Origin of the sequence: Streptomyces sp. NPDC101132 (assembly GCF_044759225.1) — a bacterium.
In the GTDB taxonomy this organism is placed as follows: Bacteria; Actinomycetota; Actinomycetes; order Streptomycetales; family Streptomycetaceae; genus Streptomyces.
In genome coordinates this window covers 1-15,689 of sequence record NZ_JBIVYX010000008.1, presented here as the reverse complement: position 1 = coordinate 15,689, position 15,689 = coordinate 1, and the positions used below count along the sequence as shown (strand labels likewise).

15 protein-coding genes are annotated in these 15,689 nt (G+C 74.2%); 10 read left to right on the top strand and 5 right to left on the bottom strand.

Annotation, left to right across the window (positions count from 1 at the left end):
* Positions 1-372 precede the first annotated feature (372 nt).
* The 3 genes from ACIQUR_RS19350 (at position 373) to ACIQUR_RS19340 (ending at position 2,607) form a co-directional block, all read left to right on the top strand.
* Positions 373-522, top strand: a complete 150-nt coding sequence (locus ACIQUR_RS19350) for an SCO1431 family membrane protein (RefSeq protein WP_403665606.1) — start codon at positions 373-375, stop codon at positions 520-522.
* A 67-nt stretch (positions 523-589) separates the two neighbouring features.
* Positions 590-1,228 (top strand): TetR/AcrR family transcriptional regulator, encoded by a 639-nt coding sequence (locus ACIQUR_RS19345; protein WP_403665604.1) that lies wholly within the window; start codon positions 590-592, stop codon positions 1,226-1,228.
* Positions 1,229-1,431: 203 nt separating this feature from the next.
* On the top strand, positions 1,432-2,607 hold the full coding sequence (locus tag ACIQUR_RS19340) for an acyl-CoA dehydrogenase family protein (protein ID WP_403665602.1): 1,176 nt from the start codon (positions 1,432-1,434) through the stop codon (positions 2,605-2,607).
* Positions 2,608-2,635: 28 nt separating this feature from the next.
* On the opposite strand, the gene ACIQUR_RS19335 is transcribed toward ACIQUR_RS19340, so the two are convergent.
* On the bottom strand, positions 2,636-2,857 hold the full coding sequence (locus tag ACIQUR_RS19335; protein ID WP_399947340.1) for a hypothetical protein: 222 nt from the start codon (positions 2,855-2,857) through the stop codon (positions 2,636-2,638).
* A gap of 1,159 nt (positions 2,858-4,016) precedes the next feature.
* Here ACIQUR_RS19335 and ACIQUR_RS19330 point away from each other — a divergent pair.
* Together ACIQUR_RS19330 and ACIQUR_RS19325 are read left to right on the top strand one after the other, a co-directional pair.
* Positions 4,017-5,090, top strand: a complete 1,074-nt coding sequence (locus ACIQUR_RS19330; protein ID WP_403666257.1) for a hypothetical protein — start codon at positions 4,017-4,019, stop codon at positions 5,088-5,090.
* A 43-nt stretch (positions 5,091-5,133) separates the two neighbouring features.
* Positions 5,134-6,225: a phosphotransferase family protein gene (locus ACIQUR_RS19325; protein ID WP_403665600.1), complete on the top strand. Its 1,092-nt coding sequence runs from the start codon at positions 5,134-5,136 to the stop codon at positions 6,223-6,225.
* 61 nt (positions 6,226-6,286) lie between these two features.
* Here ACIQUR_RS19325 and ACIQUR_RS19320 read toward each other — a convergent pair whose 3' ends face one another.
* Positions 6,287-6,700: a hypothetical protein gene (locus tag ACIQUR_RS19320; RefSeq protein WP_403665598.1), complete on the bottom strand. Its 414-nt coding sequence runs from the start codon at positions 6,698-6,700 to the stop codon at positions 6,287-6,289.
* Positions 6,701-6,915: 215 nt separating this feature from the next.
* Between ACIQUR_RS19320 and ACIQUR_RS19315 the strand changes: the two genes are divergently transcribed.
* The 4 genes from ACIQUR_RS19315 to fxsA all read left to right on the top strand — a co-directional run bounded on the left by ACIQUR_RS19315 (position 6,916) and on the right by fxsA (position 10,942).
* Positions 6,916-7,356 carry an Lrp/AsnC family transcriptional regulator gene (locus ACIQUR_RS19315; RefSeq protein ID WP_399947838.1) on the top strand — a complete coding sequence of 147 codons (441 nt, stop codon included), beginning with the start codon at positions 6,916-6,918 and terminating at the stop codon, positions 7,354-7,356.
* A gap of 119 nt (positions 7,357-7,475) precedes the next feature.
* Complete coding sequence (locus tag ACIQUR_RS19310; protein WP_403665596.1) at positions 7,476-9,119, top strand: amidohydrolase; 1,644 nt, start codon at positions 7,476-7,478, stop codon at positions 9,117-9,119.
* 342 nt (positions 9,120-9,461) lie between these two features.
* On the top strand, positions 9,462-10,238 hold the full coding sequence (locus tag ACIQUR_RS19305; protein WP_403666254.1) for a polyprenol monophosphomannose synthase: 777 nt from the start codon (positions 9,462-9,464) through the stop codon (positions 10,236-10,238).
* Between the two features lie 125 nt (positions 10,239-10,363).
* Complete coding sequence (fxsA, locus tag ACIQUR_RS19300) at positions 10,364-10,942, top strand: FxsA family membrane protein (protein WP_403665594.1); 579 nt, start codon at positions 10,364-10,366, stop codon at positions 10,940-10,942.
* Between the two features lie 78 nt (positions 10,943-11,020).
* On the opposite strand, the gene ACIQUR_RS19295 is transcribed toward fxsA, so the two are convergent.
* The 3 genes from ACIQUR_RS19295 to ACIQUR_RS19285 form a co-directional block, all read right to left on the bottom strand.
* Complete coding sequence (locus ACIQUR_RS19295) at positions 11,021-11,395, bottom strand: RNA polymerase-binding protein RbpA (protein WP_003959706.1); 375 nt, start codon at positions 11,393-11,395, stop codon at positions 11,021-11,023.
* 255 nt (positions 11,396-11,650) lie between these two features.
* Positions 11,651-13,045 (bottom strand): MFS transporter, encoded by a 1,395-nt coding sequence (locus tag ACIQUR_RS19290; protein ID WP_403665592.1) that lies wholly within the window; start codon positions 13,043-13,045, stop codon positions 11,651-11,653.
* Between the two features lie 64 nt (positions 13,046-13,109).
* Positions 13,110-13,895: a glycerophosphodiester phosphodiesterase gene (locus ACIQUR_RS19285; RefSeq protein ID WP_403665590.1), complete on the bottom strand. Its 786-nt coding sequence runs from the start codon at positions 13,893-13,895 to the stop codon at positions 13,110-13,112.
* A 165-nt stretch (positions 13,896-14,060) separates the two neighbouring features.
* Here ACIQUR_RS19285 and ACIQUR_RS19280 point away from each other — a divergent pair, with 165 nt between their 5' ends.
* A complete protein-coding gene (locus tag ACIQUR_RS19280; RefSeq protein ID WP_403665588.1) occupies positions 14,061-15,560 on the top strand; it encodes a PLP-dependent aminotransferase family protein in 1,500 nt (499 codons plus the stop codon).
* Positions 15,561-15,689: the final 129 nt, after the last annotated feature.

Sequence of the window (15,689 nt, the reverse complement as noted above, 5' to 3'; positions counted from 1 at the left end):
ACCGACGAGGCGACGGGGGCGGGCGGTGTTCCGACACATGCGGGGGCCGGGGGACGGGCCGAGGCGGCGGCCGGGACCGGACGGCCCGGACGGGCCCGAGGGTCCGGAGGGGCCGGACGGGCCCGAGGGTCCGGAGGGGCCGGACGGAGCACCGCGGCCGCCGCCGCGGCCGCCCGGATCCCTCAGGGGACGGCGGCGCTGGCCTCCCGCCTCCTCGCCGCAGGCCGCGACCACGACGCCCTCACCGTGCTCCGCCCGGACCCAGGGCCCGCCCCGGCGTGACGAACGTCTCTACCCGCGCACCCGGATGGACTGGCACATTGGACGGACGTCGGGGGACGTTCACTGCCAGACGACCACAAGCGAGACATCATGACCGCGAACACCGCTGCCCTCACCCGCGCCCGGAAGCTCGTCCGCACCGGCGGTCCCAAGGACGGCCACAAGTGGCTCGAGCACGTCGCCGGCTGGACGCTGGTGGTCGTCCTCGCGATGTTCGTGACCCAGACCGGCCTGCTGTAGCCCTCCGCCCCGGCCCCGGCTGCCATACTGCGGGCAACCTGAGGCAGTTCGAGGCTGGGGCGCCCGATTGAAGAGAAGTCGACAGCGCGGAACCACCGAGCGTTCGCAGGCCCGCAGGGCCGAACTCATAGCGACCGGACGGAAGTTGTTCGCCGACACGGCCTACGACGCGCTTTCCGTGGACGACATCGCCCAACACGCCGGTGTCGCCAAGGGATTGATCTACTACTACTTCAAGAGCAAGCGCGGCTACTACCTCGCCATCGTCGAGGACTCCGTCGCCGAACTCGTCGCCCGCGCCGGCAGCGACACCGACCTCCCCCGCGGAGAGCGGGTGCGCCGCACCGTCGACGGCTACCTCCACTACGCCCAGCACCACCAGGCCGCCTACCGCACCATCGTGACCGGCGGCGTCGGCTCGGACGCCGAGGTGCTCGCCATCCGCGACGCGGTCCGCGAGGAACTGGTCGCCACCATCGCCGAGGGCGCGTACGGGAGGCGCTCCGTACCCCCGCTGGCCAGGCTCGCCCTGATCGGCTGGCTGAGCGGTGTCGAGGGGGTCACCCTCGACTGGATCGCGCCCGGCACGCCCGGCCCGGTACCCCCTCGGGAGGAACTCGGCGCCCTCCTGGTCCGGACCTTGCGGGGCACCCTGACCGTGATCGAGGAGTTCGTCCCGGAGTGCCCCGCACCCCCTCCTTCCTAGGGTTTCCCGCGGTTACCCGTAGTCGATCTTGGACCCGTGACGCGGCGGGGATTGTCGGGCATACTCGACCCGCCGCAGCCGCTGATCAGCCCCTTCCGCGACCCGGGAGGGCAGCATCGGCTGTGAGAGCACAGAACATCCGGCGCCGCGGCCGAACCCTGGACGCGTCGTCGCCGTGCCCGACCAGGGAGGAGAGCGCCGCCATGACCGACCGCGCCCCGCAGCCGGTGGACCGACAGCTGCCGACCGAGGAGTCCCGTGACCTCCTCGCGCTCGTACGCGACATCGCGCAGCGAGAGATCCGGCCGCGCGCCGCCGAGGAGGAAGAGGCCGGGCACTTCCCGCGCGAGGTCTTCTCCCTGCTGTCCGAGGCCGGGCTGCTCGGTCTGCCGTACTCGTCCGACTTCGGCGGCGGCGACCAGCCGTACGAGGTCTACCTCCAGGTCCTGGAGGAGCTGGCCGCGGCCCGCCTGACCGTCGGCCTCGGCGCCAGCGTGCACACCCTGGCCTGCCACGGGCTCGCCGGCTTCGGCAGCAAGGAGCAGCGGGCCGAGCACCTGCCGGCCATGCTCGGCGGCGGCCTGCTGGGCGCGTACTGCCTCTCCGAGCCCTCCTCGGGCTCCGACGCGGCCTCCCTGAGCACCAAGGCCGTGCGCGACGGCGGGGGAGACTGGGTGATCAACGGCACCAAGGCCTGGATCACCCACGGCGGCATCGCGGACTTCTACACCGTGCTCGCCCGCACCGGCGGCGAGGGCCCGCGCGGCATCACGGCCTTCCTGGTCCCGGGCGACGCCCCCGGCCTGACCGCCGCCGCCCCGGAGAAGAAGATGGGCATGAAGGGCTCGCCCACCGCCCAGCTCCACTTCGACGACGTACGGGTGCCCGACTCCCGCCGCCTCGGCGAGGAGGGCCAGGGCTTCACGATCGCCCTCGCCGCCCTCGACTCGGGCCGCCTCGGCATCGCGGCCTGCGCGATCGGCGTCGCGCAGGCGGCGCTGGACGAGGCCCTGACCTATGCGGGCGGGCGCCGGCAGTTCGGCCGGCCGATCTCGGACTTCCAGGGGCTGCGCTTCATGCTGGCCGACATGGCCACCAAGATCGAGGCGGGCCGGGCGCTCTACCTGGCCGCGGCGCGGCTGCGGGACGCGGGCAAGCCGTTCTCGCGGCAGGCGGCCATGGCGAAGCTCTTCTGCACCGACGCGGCGATGAGCGTGACCACGGACGCGGTGCAGGTGCTGGGCGGCTACGGCTACACCCAGGACTTCCCGGCGGAGCGGCTGATGCGCGAGGCGAAGGTGCTCCAGATCGTGGAGGGCACCAACCAGATCCAGCGCATGGTCATCGCCCGTCACCTGGCGGGCCCGGAGAGCCGCTGACGCGGCGGCGGCCCACGGTCCGGCCGTCTCAGAACGGGTCGCGGCCGCCGGGCCAGACCGGGGACGAGGTGAGCCGGGACCACTCCGGGTCGCGGCGCCCCGGGAGGGTGCGCCCGTCCGTGGCCCAGCGGGCGAGCAGGGCGCGGTAGATCGGCGGGTCGGCCGGGTGGTGCTGAACCGATTCTTCGTAACCGGGCGACGTCGGCTTGCGTCGTCGCCCGGTGCTGGGAGCGGACTGCAGCATGGTCATGACCGGCCAACGCGTCCCGCACCCCCCAGGTAATCCCCTCCAGAGGGGGCCCATCCGTTCGACGGGTACCCAGGGCCGCCCGGGGCCGGGCGTGCTCGTGCCGCCCCGTCCACTCGCACCGGGGGTTCCGGCGCGGGAAGACGGCCAGGGGCCGATGCGCGCGTACGCGTGCCGCGGGCGCGGGTCGCTCCGGCGGTCCGGTCCGCAGCCGCCGTCCACGCGGATCCGCGGGCCGGCGGGGTCGTCGAGCAGGACCGCCCGCGCGTACGCGTGCCGCGGGTGCGGGTCGCTCCGGCGGTCCGGTCCGCAGTCGCCGTCCACGCGGATCCGCGGGCCGGCGGGGTCGTCGAGCAGGGCCGCGAAGGCCCCCCAGGCTGACCGGGCCCCCACGGGCCGACCAGCCCCCCAGGCCGACCGGCCCCCCGGGCCGACTCGGCCGGCCGTAGGCCCGAATCCGAGTCGCGCACCAGCGCGAGCACCTCCCGCCGGACCCGTGCGTCAGCGCGCCCCGCCGGCCGCCCCCCCGCCGCCGGGCACGGCGGCCACCGCGCCCCGGACGTCCGGTCCGGAACCGCGCGCGAGCGCGCTGAGGGTGCGGCGCCGACCCCGTCCGGCTCCTGCCGGACGGCACTACCCCGCCGCCGCACGCCGTGGCCCCGGTTCACGGGCGCCATCCGGGCTGCCGGCGTGCTGACGGCGCCCCGGCGCGTGGTCCCCGCCACCGCCCGGCCCGCCTGCTTCCCGCTCCCGCGAGCCGGCTCGGCCGCGCTCCGCCAGCCCGTGGCGTCGCCCGGCGCGTCGCCGCTGTCTCGCTCCCGTCCGGCCCCCTCTCCTCTTCCTGCCGCGCGCCGCGCTCGTGGGTACCGCCCCGGCCGGGTGCGTTCCGGCCTGTCTGCGGTCGGGTCGGCCGCCCCGGCCGGGTCCCGGTCGTCGTGGGGAACCTCGCCCGTCCGGCCGGTGCCCGCGCCTCGGGGACCTCCGCCGGTCCCCTCCCCGTCCCCGCACGGTTTCGTGTCAGCGGGTGACACGAGTATGGTCCGGCGGCACTTTCTGACGTACCGTCATATCCGCTTGCCCGCCCGTAGCCAGGAGGTTTGACGTGCCCGCGGACCGTCCCATCGCGCTCGACGAGTACCCGATCCACCAGGCCCCGCTGTCGATGAAGCACGTGGTCACCGGCGACCGCAACGCCTATGACCGGTGCATCTTCCACGTGTTCGACCACGCGGGCCGGGCCGTGCTCGTCGTGGGGCTCGGCGTCTACCCCAACACCGGGGTCATCGACGCGTACGCCACCCTCCGCCGCGGTGACCAACTCCTCGCCGTCCGCGCCTCGGACGCGCTCGGCGACGACCGCATGAACCTCTCCGTGGGCCCGCTCCGCATCGTCGTGGACGAGCCGCTGAAGCGGATCACCCTCCGCTGCGAGCCCGACCCCGGGGACCCCGACGGCCTCGCGTACGAGCTCACCTGGACCGCCGACTTCCCCGCCGTCTGGGAGCCCCACCACGTCCAGCGGCGCGGCGACCGGCTGATGCTGGAGGGCCGCCGCTTCGTCCAGGCCGGTCACGTCACCGGCCTGATCCGGGCCGGGGGAGAGGAGTACGAGGTCACCGCGGAGCAGTGGACGGGCACCCGCGACCGCAGCTGGGGCGTCCGGCCCATCCCCGGCGAGGACGGCGGCCGCGCCGCCGAGGAACACCGGCCGGAGGGCTTCCACTGGCTCTGGATCCCGGTCCGCTTCGAGGACCGCTTCCTGATGGTCATCGCCCAGGAGGACGCCGACGGCCACCGCACCCTCAACGAGGCCCTGCTGGTCCACCCGGACGGCAGCGGCCGCCCCGACGTCCAACTCGGCTGGCCGCACACGGAGATCACCTACCGCTCCGGCACCCGGCACCCCGAGCGCGCCGTCGTCCACCTCACCGACCCCATGCGCAAACCGCTCGAACTCGGCGTGGAGATCCTCGCGTCCAACCCGATCGCCGTCGGCGCCGGCTACCCGCCCGCCACCGACTGGCAGCACGGCACCTGGAAGGGCCGCGGCTGGACCGACCGCCGCGTCTACGACCTCTCCGACCCGGCCGCGCACCCGATGGCCGCCTTCGGCGTCACCGACCACTCGGCCCGCTTCACCCTCGACGGGCAGACCGGCTACGGGATCTTCGAGCACGGCAGCTTCGGCCGCCACGACCCGAGCGGCTTCACCGGCTACGACTCCGTCGCCCCCTGAGCCCCACCCGAATCCGCCGACACCAGCCGAGGGGAAACACCGCATGGCAACCGCGCCCCGCCCCCGCACCTCCACCCGCGACCCCGAGGAACTCGGCAGGCGGCTCACCGCCTGGCTCGGCCGGGAGCTCCCCGGCGCGCGGGTGGCCAACGTCTCCGTCCCCGCGTCCAACGGCATGTCCAGCGAGACCCTGCTCTTCGACATCGAGCACCCCGACGCCCCGCTCCGCGCCTGCGCCCTGCGGCTGGCCGCCGACCCCGAGGCGTACACGGTCTTCCCGACCTACGACCTGCCCCGCCAGTACCGGGTGATGAGCCTGGTCGCCCGGCACACGGACGTGCCCGTGCCCCGGGTGCGCTGGCTGGAGGAGGACCCGGGGCCGCTCGGCGCCCCGTTCTTCGTGATGGAGCGCGCAGAGGGCCGCGTACCGCCCGACGTCATGCCCTACACGTACGAGGGCAACTGGCTGCACGCCGCCACCGACGCCGAACGCGCCCGGCTCCAGGAGTCGAGCATCTCCGTCCTCGCGCGCCTGCACGACCAGTTCCCGGCGAAGGAGGCCGAGTTCCTGCTCCCGGAGGGCGCCGGCAGCCCGCTGCGCCGGCACGTCGAGGCCCAACGCGCCTACTACGCATGGGTGGTCGACGGCCTGTCCCGCTCACCCCTGATCGAGCGCGCCTTCGACCGGCTGGAGGAGCTGTGGCCCGCGGACGAGGGCCCCGCCGTCCTCAACTGGGGCGACGCGCGCATCGGGAACATCGTCTACGACGGCTTCGAGCCCGCGGCCGTGCTCGACTGGGAGATGGCCGCCTTCGCCCCGCGCGAGGTGGACCTCGGCTGGACCGTTTACCTGCACCGCTTCTTCCAGGACCTGACCGTCGGCTTCGGACAGGCCGGGCTCCCCGACTTCCTGCGCCGCGAGGACATCGAGACGCGGTACGCGGAACTCACCCGCCACGCCCCGCGCGACATGGAGTTCCACACCCTCTACGCGGCCCTGCGGCACGCGATCGTGATGCTCCGGATCGCCTACCGCCAGGCCCACTTCGGCGAGGTCGCCGTGCCCGCCGACCCGGACGGGCTGATCCTGCACCACGCGAGCCTGGCGGCCATGGTGGAGGGCACCTACTGGTGACGCCGCGGCCCGCAGGGTCCGTACGGGCCGCGGCGCAGGAGCCGTCGGTGCGTACGGGCCCTCAGGCGGCCTGTACGTGCTGCCGCATCTGGGGCAGCTGCATCCGGACCGGGCGCGAGCCCGGCCCGCCCACGTGCGAGAACGGCTGGGTACGCCAGTCCAGCCCCTGGGGGAGCGTCAGCAGGACGACGTCCAGCTCCCCGGCGTCCTCGGCGCCCTCGGCGGGCTCGGTCTCGACGGCCGGCCGGCCGGTGCCGCGGCAGACGGTGAGCCCGAACGGGTTCCACGGGGACAGGCAGAGCCCGTGCTCCGGCAGGAACTCCTCGTCCGCGACGAGGGCGATCGACTGTCCGCAGTCCGGGCAGGTCGCGTGGTGGACCTCGAACGAATCGTAGGTCTCGGACTCGTCGTCGGCGAGGACGTCGCTATCGAGGGGCTCCGGTTCGGTGCGCCCGGAACGCTTGGTGTTCGGCATGGATGTACTCCCCCTTGGGTGGGCCGGGCAGACGGTTCGGGCCTCGGCCACAGCAAGCACTTCCCGCCACGCGGCACGAGTAACCACAACACTCCGGCGTACGCGTTCATACCCTTGTGGCATTGGTCACATGCCTGCCGCAGGTGCCACTTCCGGGGCCGTCGCCACTGTGCCGGGAGCGCCCCGGGGCAATAGGTTGGGCGGCTATGAGCGCAATGGAGGAATTGGACCGGCAGATCGTGGATCTGCTCGTCAGAGACGGGCGGATGAGCTACACGGACCTGGGCAAGGCCACCGGCCTGTCCACGTCGGCGGTCCACCAACGAGTACGCCGCCTGGAGCAGCGTGGGGTGATCCGCGGGTACGCCGCGGTCGTCGACCCCGAGGCCGTCGGGCTCCCCCTGACGGCGTTCATTTCGGTCAAGCCCTTCGACCCCAGTGCCCCGGACGACATCGCCGAGCGCCTGGCCGGAGTGCCCGAGATCGAGGCCTGCCACAGCGTGGCCGGCGACGAGAACTACATCCTCAAGGTCCGGGTGGCGACCCCCCTGGAGCTGGAGGACCTGCTGGGCCGCCTGCGCGCCCTGGCCGGGGTGTCGACCCGTACCACCGTGGTCCTGTCCACCCCCTACGAATCGCGGCCACCCCGCGTCTGAGCCCCACCCGCCCCCGCACCGGCCGGCCCGCGCCGGCCCCGGAGGCCTCACCCGGCCGAACAGCATCACCGCCCCCCCGGTGGCGACCGGCGCCCCACGAAGGCGCGAGACTGTTCCGCATGACCGAGCGCACCACCACCCCCGCGGGCACCCCCGCAGCCGGAACCGACCGCACCGTCCTGCTCCGCAGAGGAGAGGTGCACAGCCCCGCCGACCCGTTCGCCACCGCGATGGTCGTCGAGCGCGGGGAGATCGCCTGGGTGGGTTCCGAGGGCGCCGCCGACGCCTTCGCCGACGGCGTGGACGAGGTCGTCGACCTCGACGGCGCGCTGGTCACCCCGGCGTTCACCGACGCCCACGTGCACACCACCGCCACCGGCCTCGCCCTGACCGGGCTGGACCTGTCCGGCGCACCCACCCTGGGCCGGGCCCTGGAACTCGTACGCGAACACGCCGACCGGCGGCCCGGCGACCGGGTCCTGCTCGGCCACGGATGGGACGCGGCGCGCTGGCCCGAACGGCGCGCGCCGCGCCGCGACGAGCTCGACGCCGCCACCGGCGGCCGCCCCCTCTACCTCACCCGGGTCGACGTGCACTCCGCGGTCGTCACCACGGCCCTGCTCGACCTCGTCCCCGGCGTGCGCGACCGCACCGGCTTCCTGGACGGCGAGCCGCTGACCGGCGACGCCCACCACGCCGTGCGCGCCGCCGCCTACGCGGCCCTCACCCCCGCCCAGCGCACCGAGGCCCAGCGCGCCGCCCGCCACCAGGCGGCCTCCCTCGGCATCGGCACCCTCCACGAGTGCGGCGGACCCGAGATCTCCTCGCCCGAGGACTTCACGGGCCTGCTGGAGCTGGCCGCCGCCGAGCCCGGACCCCGGGTGTTCGGCTACTGGGCCGAGCAGGACGTCCACAAGGCCCGCGAGCTGGGTGCCGTCGGCGCGGCCGGCGACCTCTTCGTCGACGGCTCCCTCGGCTCCCACACCGCCTGCCTGCACGCCTCGTACCAGGACGCCCCGCACACCGGGGTGGCCCACCTGACGACGGCCGACGTGGCCGCCCACGTGGTCGCCTGCACCGAGGCCGGGCTCCAGGCCGGTTTCCACGCCATCGGCGACGCCGCCGTCTCCTCCGTGGTGGACGGCTTCCGGGCCGCCGCCGAGAAGCTCGGCACCGGCCGGATCCGGGCCGCCCGGCACCGCGTCGAGCACGCCGAGATGGTCACGCCCGGGACCATCGCCGCCTTCGCCGAGCTGGGCCTCACCGCCTCCGTGCAGCCCGCCTTCGACGCCGCCTGGGGCGGCGAGGACGGCATGTACGCCGACCGGCTGGGCGCCGAGCGGGCCCGTACGCTCAACCCCTTCGCCGCGATGCTGCGCGCCGGCGTGGCCCTGGCCTTCGGCTCCGACGCCCCGGTCACGCCGCTCGACCCGTGGGGCACCGTGCGCGCCGCCGCGTTCCACCGCACGCCCGAACACCGGGTCTCCGTACGGGCGGCCTTCACCGCGCACACGCGGGGCGGCTGGCGGGCCGTCGGCCGGGACGACGCGGGCGTCCTGGTGCCCGGCGCCCCCGCCGACTACGCCGTCTGGCGGACCGGGGACCTGGTGGTCCAGGCGCCGGACGACCGCGTCGCCCGCTGGTCCACGGACCCCCGCTCCGGCACCCCCGGCCTGCCCGACCTGACCCCCGGGCAGCCGCTGCCCGAATGCCTGTCCACGGTGGTCGGCGGACGCACGGTGTACGTACGCCCGCAGGGGTGAGCAGCCGTGTTGACAGGCGGCGGCGGTCCCCGGGTACCTTCTGCGGCGTCCACCACAGGACGTCCGACTCGGCAGGACCCGTACGACCGCGCGCCCGCGCCTCGGGGGCGAGGGAAAGGTTTCACCGAGTGGGGGTCCCCCCTGCTGCCGAGGGCCCGGGGGACGGTGCGAACCGGGTGGGGCCCGGCTCCAGTAGACAACGGCCCCGGCCGCCCGCAGCCGGCGGGCGTCGGGCCGGCCCGAAGGACTCCGGGCCCCGATCCGCGGAACCGGCGGCCCGCCTCGCTAAGGTGGGGACCCTGTGAACGGACGCGTTAAGGGGTATCAGTGAGCGACGGCGGTGTGGGGATCCCCGCGGACGGAGTCCGGGGGAGGAAGTACGGTCCCCTCGGCACGGCACTGGTGATCATTCCGACCTACAACGAGGCGGAGAACATCGGGCCGATCGTCTCCCGGGTCCGCGCGGCCGTACCGGAGGCGCACGTCCTGGTCGCCGACGACAACAGCCCCGACGGCACCGGCAAGATCGCCGACGAGCTGGCGGCCGAGGACGACCACGTCCAGGTGCTGCACCGCAAGGGCAAGGAGGGCCTCGGCGCCGCCTACCTCGCGGGCTTCCGCTGGGGCATCGAGCACGGTTACGGCGTGCTGATCGAGATGGACGCCGACGGCTCCCACCAGCCCGAGGAACTGCCCCGGCTGCTCACCGCGCTCAAGGGCGCCGACCTGGTGCTGGGCTCGCGCTGGGTGCCCGGCGGCCGCGTCGTGAACTGGCCCGCGCACCGCAAGCTGCTCTCCCGCGGCGGCAGCACGTACTCCCGGCTGATGCTGGACGTGCCGATCCGGGACGTGACCGGCGGCTACCGCGCCTTCCGCAAGGAGACCCTGGAGGGGCTGGGCCTGGACCGGGTCGCCTCCCAGGGCTACTGCTTCCAGGTCGACCTGGCCCGGCGGGCCGTCGAGGCGGGCTTCCACGTGGTGGAGGTGCCGATCACCTTCGTCGAGCGCGAGTTCGGCGACAGCAAGATGAGCCGCGACATCGTGGTGGAGGCCCTGTGGCGGGTCACCGCCTGGGGACTGGCCACGCGGGCGGGGAAGATCCTGGGGCGGCGGGGCTGAGCTCCGGCGGGGCTGATGCCCCGCGGGGCCGGTGCCCCCGCGGGGCCGGTGGCCGGCCTCCTCGGCCGTCGGGCCGAACCGACCGCTTTATGCCGCTCCGGCAGGGTGGCGGGCACACTGGGAGCATGATGACCGGCGTTCCCACCTCGACGGCCCCCAAGCGCTCCCGAGCACGTTCCCTGCTGCCCCTCGCCGTGGCGGCCTGGGTGGTGCTGGAGATCTGGCTGCTGACCCTGGTCGCAAACGCGGCCGGTGGCCTGACCGTCTTCGCCCTGCTGGCCGGCGGCTTCGTGCTCGGAGCCGTGGTCATCAAGCGGGCGGGCCGGCGGGCCTTCCGGAACCTGACGGACGGCATGCGGCAGGCCCAGGCGCAGATGCAGGCGGGGGAGAGGCCCACGGCCCCGCCGCCGGCCAGGGGCAGCGGCAACGCCATGACGATGCTGGGCGGCCTGCTGCTGATGGTGCCGGGCCTGCTGTCCGACGTGGCGGGGCTGCTGTGCCTGGTCCCGGGCGTTCGTGAGCGGATCGCGAGGATGCTGGGACGGACCTTCGAGCGCCGGATCGCCGCGGCGGGCTCCGGGAGCCTGGGCGGCGCCTTCCGGCAGGCCCGCATCCACTACCCGGACGGCAAGGTCGTCCAGGGCGAGGTCATCCGCGACGAGGACCGGCCGTACGACCGTCCGCGTCCGCCGCTGACCCCGTAGGGGCGACGCGCACAACGAGCCGAGGGCCGTGCCACCAGGTGGCACGGCCCTCGGCTCGTTGTGCGGTGCGTACGCGGATTACGCGGACTTGCGGCTGTCGCGCGGGTGCACGGCGATGTTCATGGCGCCGGATCGAAGGACCGCCAGCCGCTCGGCCAGCACCTCTTCCAGCTCTTCGCGGGTACGCCGCTCCATGAGCATGTCCCAGTGCGTTCGCGCAGGCTTGCCCTTCTTCTCTTCGGGCCCGTCCCCGTCCACCAGGAGTGCCTGGGCGCCACACGCCTTGCACTCCCACTCCGGCGGAATCTCCGCCTCTACCGAGAACGGCATCTCGAATCGATGTCCGTTCTGGCATGCGTACTCCACCGCCTGGCGCGGGGCCAGATCGATGCCACGGTCCGTCTCGTAGCTGGTAACCACGAGCCGCGTGCCGCGGAGAGCTCGCTCACTCATGAATCGTGCCTCCCGGGCTTGTCGCCCACAGGACAGGTGTCGCTGTCGTCGTCATCCGGACAACGTCCGGTCGGCGGTATAGATTCCCGCTCCGGGTCATGCGTCGCCCGTCGTGCCGCCCCTTGTTGTACCCACCAATGCCCGTTTTGTCACATCTGGCAGCAGATGTCACCCAACGTCTTCACTTCTTCAGCACGCAGTAACGGTCCGCCTGGCAGGCCAAAGGCGTACACTACCGGCCTTTGACTTCGACGTCTAAATCCGGTCCGGAACCGGGTTTCCGGCAGCCTCCACGGCGCGCCGTACGGGCACCCGTGCGAGCAGTACGAACCCCAGCGCGAAGAAGGCCACCAGCGAGATGATCGCGTCCCGGTAGCTGCCGGTCAGCTGGTACGTCAGACCGAACACCAGGGGCCCCACCCAGCTCACCCCGCGGTCGCTCATCTCGTACGCGGAGAAGTACTCGGCCTCCTTCCCGCGCGGCACCAGGTGCGAGAACAGCGAGCGCGACAGCGCCTGGCTCCCGCCCAGCACCAGCCCGATCATCGAGGCCAGCACGAAGAACGCCACCGGCGCCCCGGCCGGCAGGAAGTACCCCGCCGCCAGCGTCAGCGTCCAGGCCGCCAGCGAGCCCAGGATCGTCCGCTTGGCCCCGTACGAGCGCGCCAGGCGCCCCATGCCCAGGGCGCCCACGACCGCGAGCACCTGCACCAGCAGGACCGCCACGATCAGCGTGGACTGCTCCAGCTTCAGCTCCTCGGACCCGTACACCGACGCCTGCGAGATCACGGTCTGCACGCCGTCGTTGTAGATGAGGTACGCCAGCAGGAAGGACAGCGTCAGCGGGTGCTTGCGCATGTCCTTGAGCGTGGCCACCAGCTGCTTCCAGCCGGTGCCGGCCGCCGGGCCCTCGCCCTCGGCCCGCACCACCGCCCGGTCCCGCAGCCGCTTCAGCGGGATCAGCGCGAAGGCGCCCCACCACAGGCCGGCCGAGGCCAGGCAGATCCGCACCGCGGCGCCCTCGGAGAGCCCGAAGGACTCGTGGCCCTGGAACAGGACGAGGTTGAGGACGAGCACCAGCGCGCCCGAGGTGTAGCCGAAGGCCCAGCCCCGCGAGGAGACCGTGTCCCGCTCGTCCGGCTCGGCGATCTGCGGCAGGTAGGCGTTGTAGAGCACCATCGAGACCGCGAGCGAGGCGTTCGCGACGATCAGCAGGAAGCCGCCGAGCAGGTAGCGCTCGCCGCTCAGGAAGAACATCCCGGCCGTGGCCGCCGCACCCGTGTACGCCGCCACCGCCAGCAGCGGCTTCTTCCGGCCCCGCCGGTCCGCGGCGGCGCCCACCAGCGGCATCACCAGCACCGCCACGATCACCGACAGGGAGACGCAGTACGCGAAGAACGACCCGGCGCGCACCGGGACGCCCAGCGGGTGCACGTACCCCTCGGCGTCGGCGGCCGCCCGGGCCACCGCGGTGAGGTACGGGCCCAGGAACACCGTCAGCACGCTGGTCGAGTAGACCGAGCACGCGAAGTCGTAGAAGTACCAGCCGTGCTGCTCGCGCCGCCGCTCGGCCGCCGTGCCCGCGGCCTCGCCGCCGGCCGCGACCGCCTCCGGCGGGCCGTCCGCCCCGTCCGTGGTCTCCGCAGTCACCCGTGCCCCCTCGCTGTCCCCGTCAGGCACGGGAGGAGGTGACCCGGCACGGGGGAGCGGGCGCTCAGGCCCAGGCCCCGCGCTGGTCCAGCACCGTGCGCAAGATGTCGATCCGGTCGGTCATGATGCCATCCACACCCAGGTCGAGCAGAGCCTCCATACGTTGCGGTTCGTTCACGGTCCAGACGTGGACCTGCAGGCCCCGCGCGTGCGCCGTCTCGACGAACCGCCGGTCGACCACGCGGATGCCGGCCTGGGTCTCCGGCACCTGCGCGGCCACCGCGCCGGCCCGCAGGGCGGCCGGGATCGCGTACGAGCGCAGCCGCAGCCCGAGGACGCCGCTCACGCCGTACGAGGTCGCGAGCCGGGGTCCCGCCAGGCGCTGCGCCCGCGCCACCCGGCGCTCGGAGAACGAACCGACGCACACCCGGTCCCACAGGCCCCTGCGCGCGATCAGGTTGATCAGCGGGTGCAGGGCCGACTCGGCCTTGATGTCGATGTTCCAGCGGGCCTCGGGAAAGGCGTCCACCAGCTCCTCGAAGAGCGGCAGCGGCTCCTCGCCCGCGACCCGCGCCTCGCTCACCTCCCGCCAGGGCAGGTCGGCGATCCGGCCGGCCCGGTCGGTGACCCGGTCCAGCGTCGCGTCGTGGAAGGCGACCAGCTTGCCGTCCAGGGTGGCGTGGACATCCGTCTCGAAGTACCGGTAGCCGGCCTCGGAGGCGCGCCGGAAGGCGGCCACCGTGTTCTCGAGCCCGTCCGCCGCCCCGCCGCGGTGGGCGAAGGGGATCGGGGCGGGGTGGTCCAGATACGGGTGGGGGGTGCGTACGTGCGTCACGGCCGCAGTATGCATCCCCGCACGCCACGCGGAACGGCCGGGAGGTGAACAGAGACCAGGCACACACCCCCCTGGTGGTGGGCACAGGCCACATGACACCCTGGGAGCCGGGAAACGCGATCCAATAGCGCCCCTCGGAACGGCCTCGATGGCCAATCGGACGAAGGTGGACCGGACAGCATGGCTCAGTGGACCTCGGCGGTGGGCGCCGCGCAGCTCGCCCGGCTCATCGGCTCCCAGCAGCCGCGCCCGGCCTCGGCCGGTGCCCGCAAGCCCCCCGCGTACCGCTCCCTGGCCGACGGGATCCGGGTGCTGGTCCTGGAGGGCCGGGTCCCGGTCGCCGCCCGGCTGCCCGCCGAGCGTGAACTGGCCGTCGCCCTCAACGTCAGCCGCACCACCGTCGCCGCCGCCTACGAGGCCCTGCGCGCCGAGGGCTTCCTGGAGTCCCGGCGCGGCGCCGGCAGCTGGACCGCGGTCCCCGCGGGCAACCCGCTGCCCGCGCGCGGCCTGGAGCCGCTGCCCCCGGAGTCCCTCGGCTCCCTCATCGACCTCGGCTGCGCCGCCCTGCCCGCCCCCGAGCCCTGGCTGACCCGGGCCGTCCAGGGAGCGCTGGAGGAGCTGCCGCCGTACGCCCACACCCACGGCGACTACCCGGCCGGGCTCCCCGCGCTGCGCCGGATGCTCGCCGACCGGTACACGGCCAAGGGCATCCCGACCATGCCCGAGCAGATCATGGTGACCACGGGCGCGATGGGCGCCATGGACGCCATCTGCCACCTCTTCGCCGGCCGCGGCGAGCGCATCGCCGTCGAGTCGCCCTCCTACGCCAACATCCTCCAGCTCATGCGCGCCGCCGGCGCCCGCCTCGTGCCGGTGGCCATGGCGGACGGCCTGGCCGGCTGGGACCTGCCGGTCTGGCGCCAGGTCTTCCGCGACGCCGCCCCGCGCCTGGCGTACGTCGTCGCCGACTTCCACAACCCCACCGGCGCCCTGGCGGACGAGGAGCAGCGCCGGGCGCTCGTCGAGTCCGCCCGCTCGGCGGGCACCGTGCTGGTCGTCGACGAGACCATGATCGAGCTCCACCTGGAGGCGGACCTGGAGATGCCGCGCCCGGTCTGCTCCTTCGACCCGGCCGGCTCCACCGTGATCACCGTGGGCTCGGCGAGCAAGGCCTTCTGGGCCGGCATGCGGATCGGCTGGGTCCGCGCGGCACCGGACGTGATCCGCAGCCTGGTCGCCGCCCGCGCCTACGCCGACCTCGGCACCCCGGTGCTGGAGCAATTGGCCGTCAACTGGCTGATGCGCACCGGCGGCTGGCAGGAGGCGGTTGCCCTGCGCCGCAGCCAGGCCCGGGAGAACCGCGACGCGCTGGTCGCGGCGGTGCGCCGGGAGCTGCCGGACTGGGAGTTCGAGGTGCCCCAGGGCGGCCTGACCCTGTGGGCCCGGGCCGGCGGGCTGTCCGGCTCGCGCCTGGCCGAGGTGGGGGAGCGGGTCGGCGTGCGGGTCCCCTCGGGCCCGCGCTTCGGCGTGGACGGCGCCTTCGAGGGCTACGTACGGCTGCCCTTCACCGTCGGCGGCCCGGTCGCCGAGGAGGCGGCCGCCCGCCTGGCGGGCGCCGCCCGCCTGCTGGACACCGCGGGCCCCGGCACCGCGGAGAACCTGCGCACCTTCGTGGCCTGACACGCCGCGGCCGGCACCCCGGGTCGTGGGGGGGCGGGGGGGGGGGGGGCGGGCGCGCCCGCGGTTGAACAGGGGGGGGGCCGGCCGTCGGGAACGGCGCGGGCGGGAGGCCCGGGGCGCAGCGCCAAG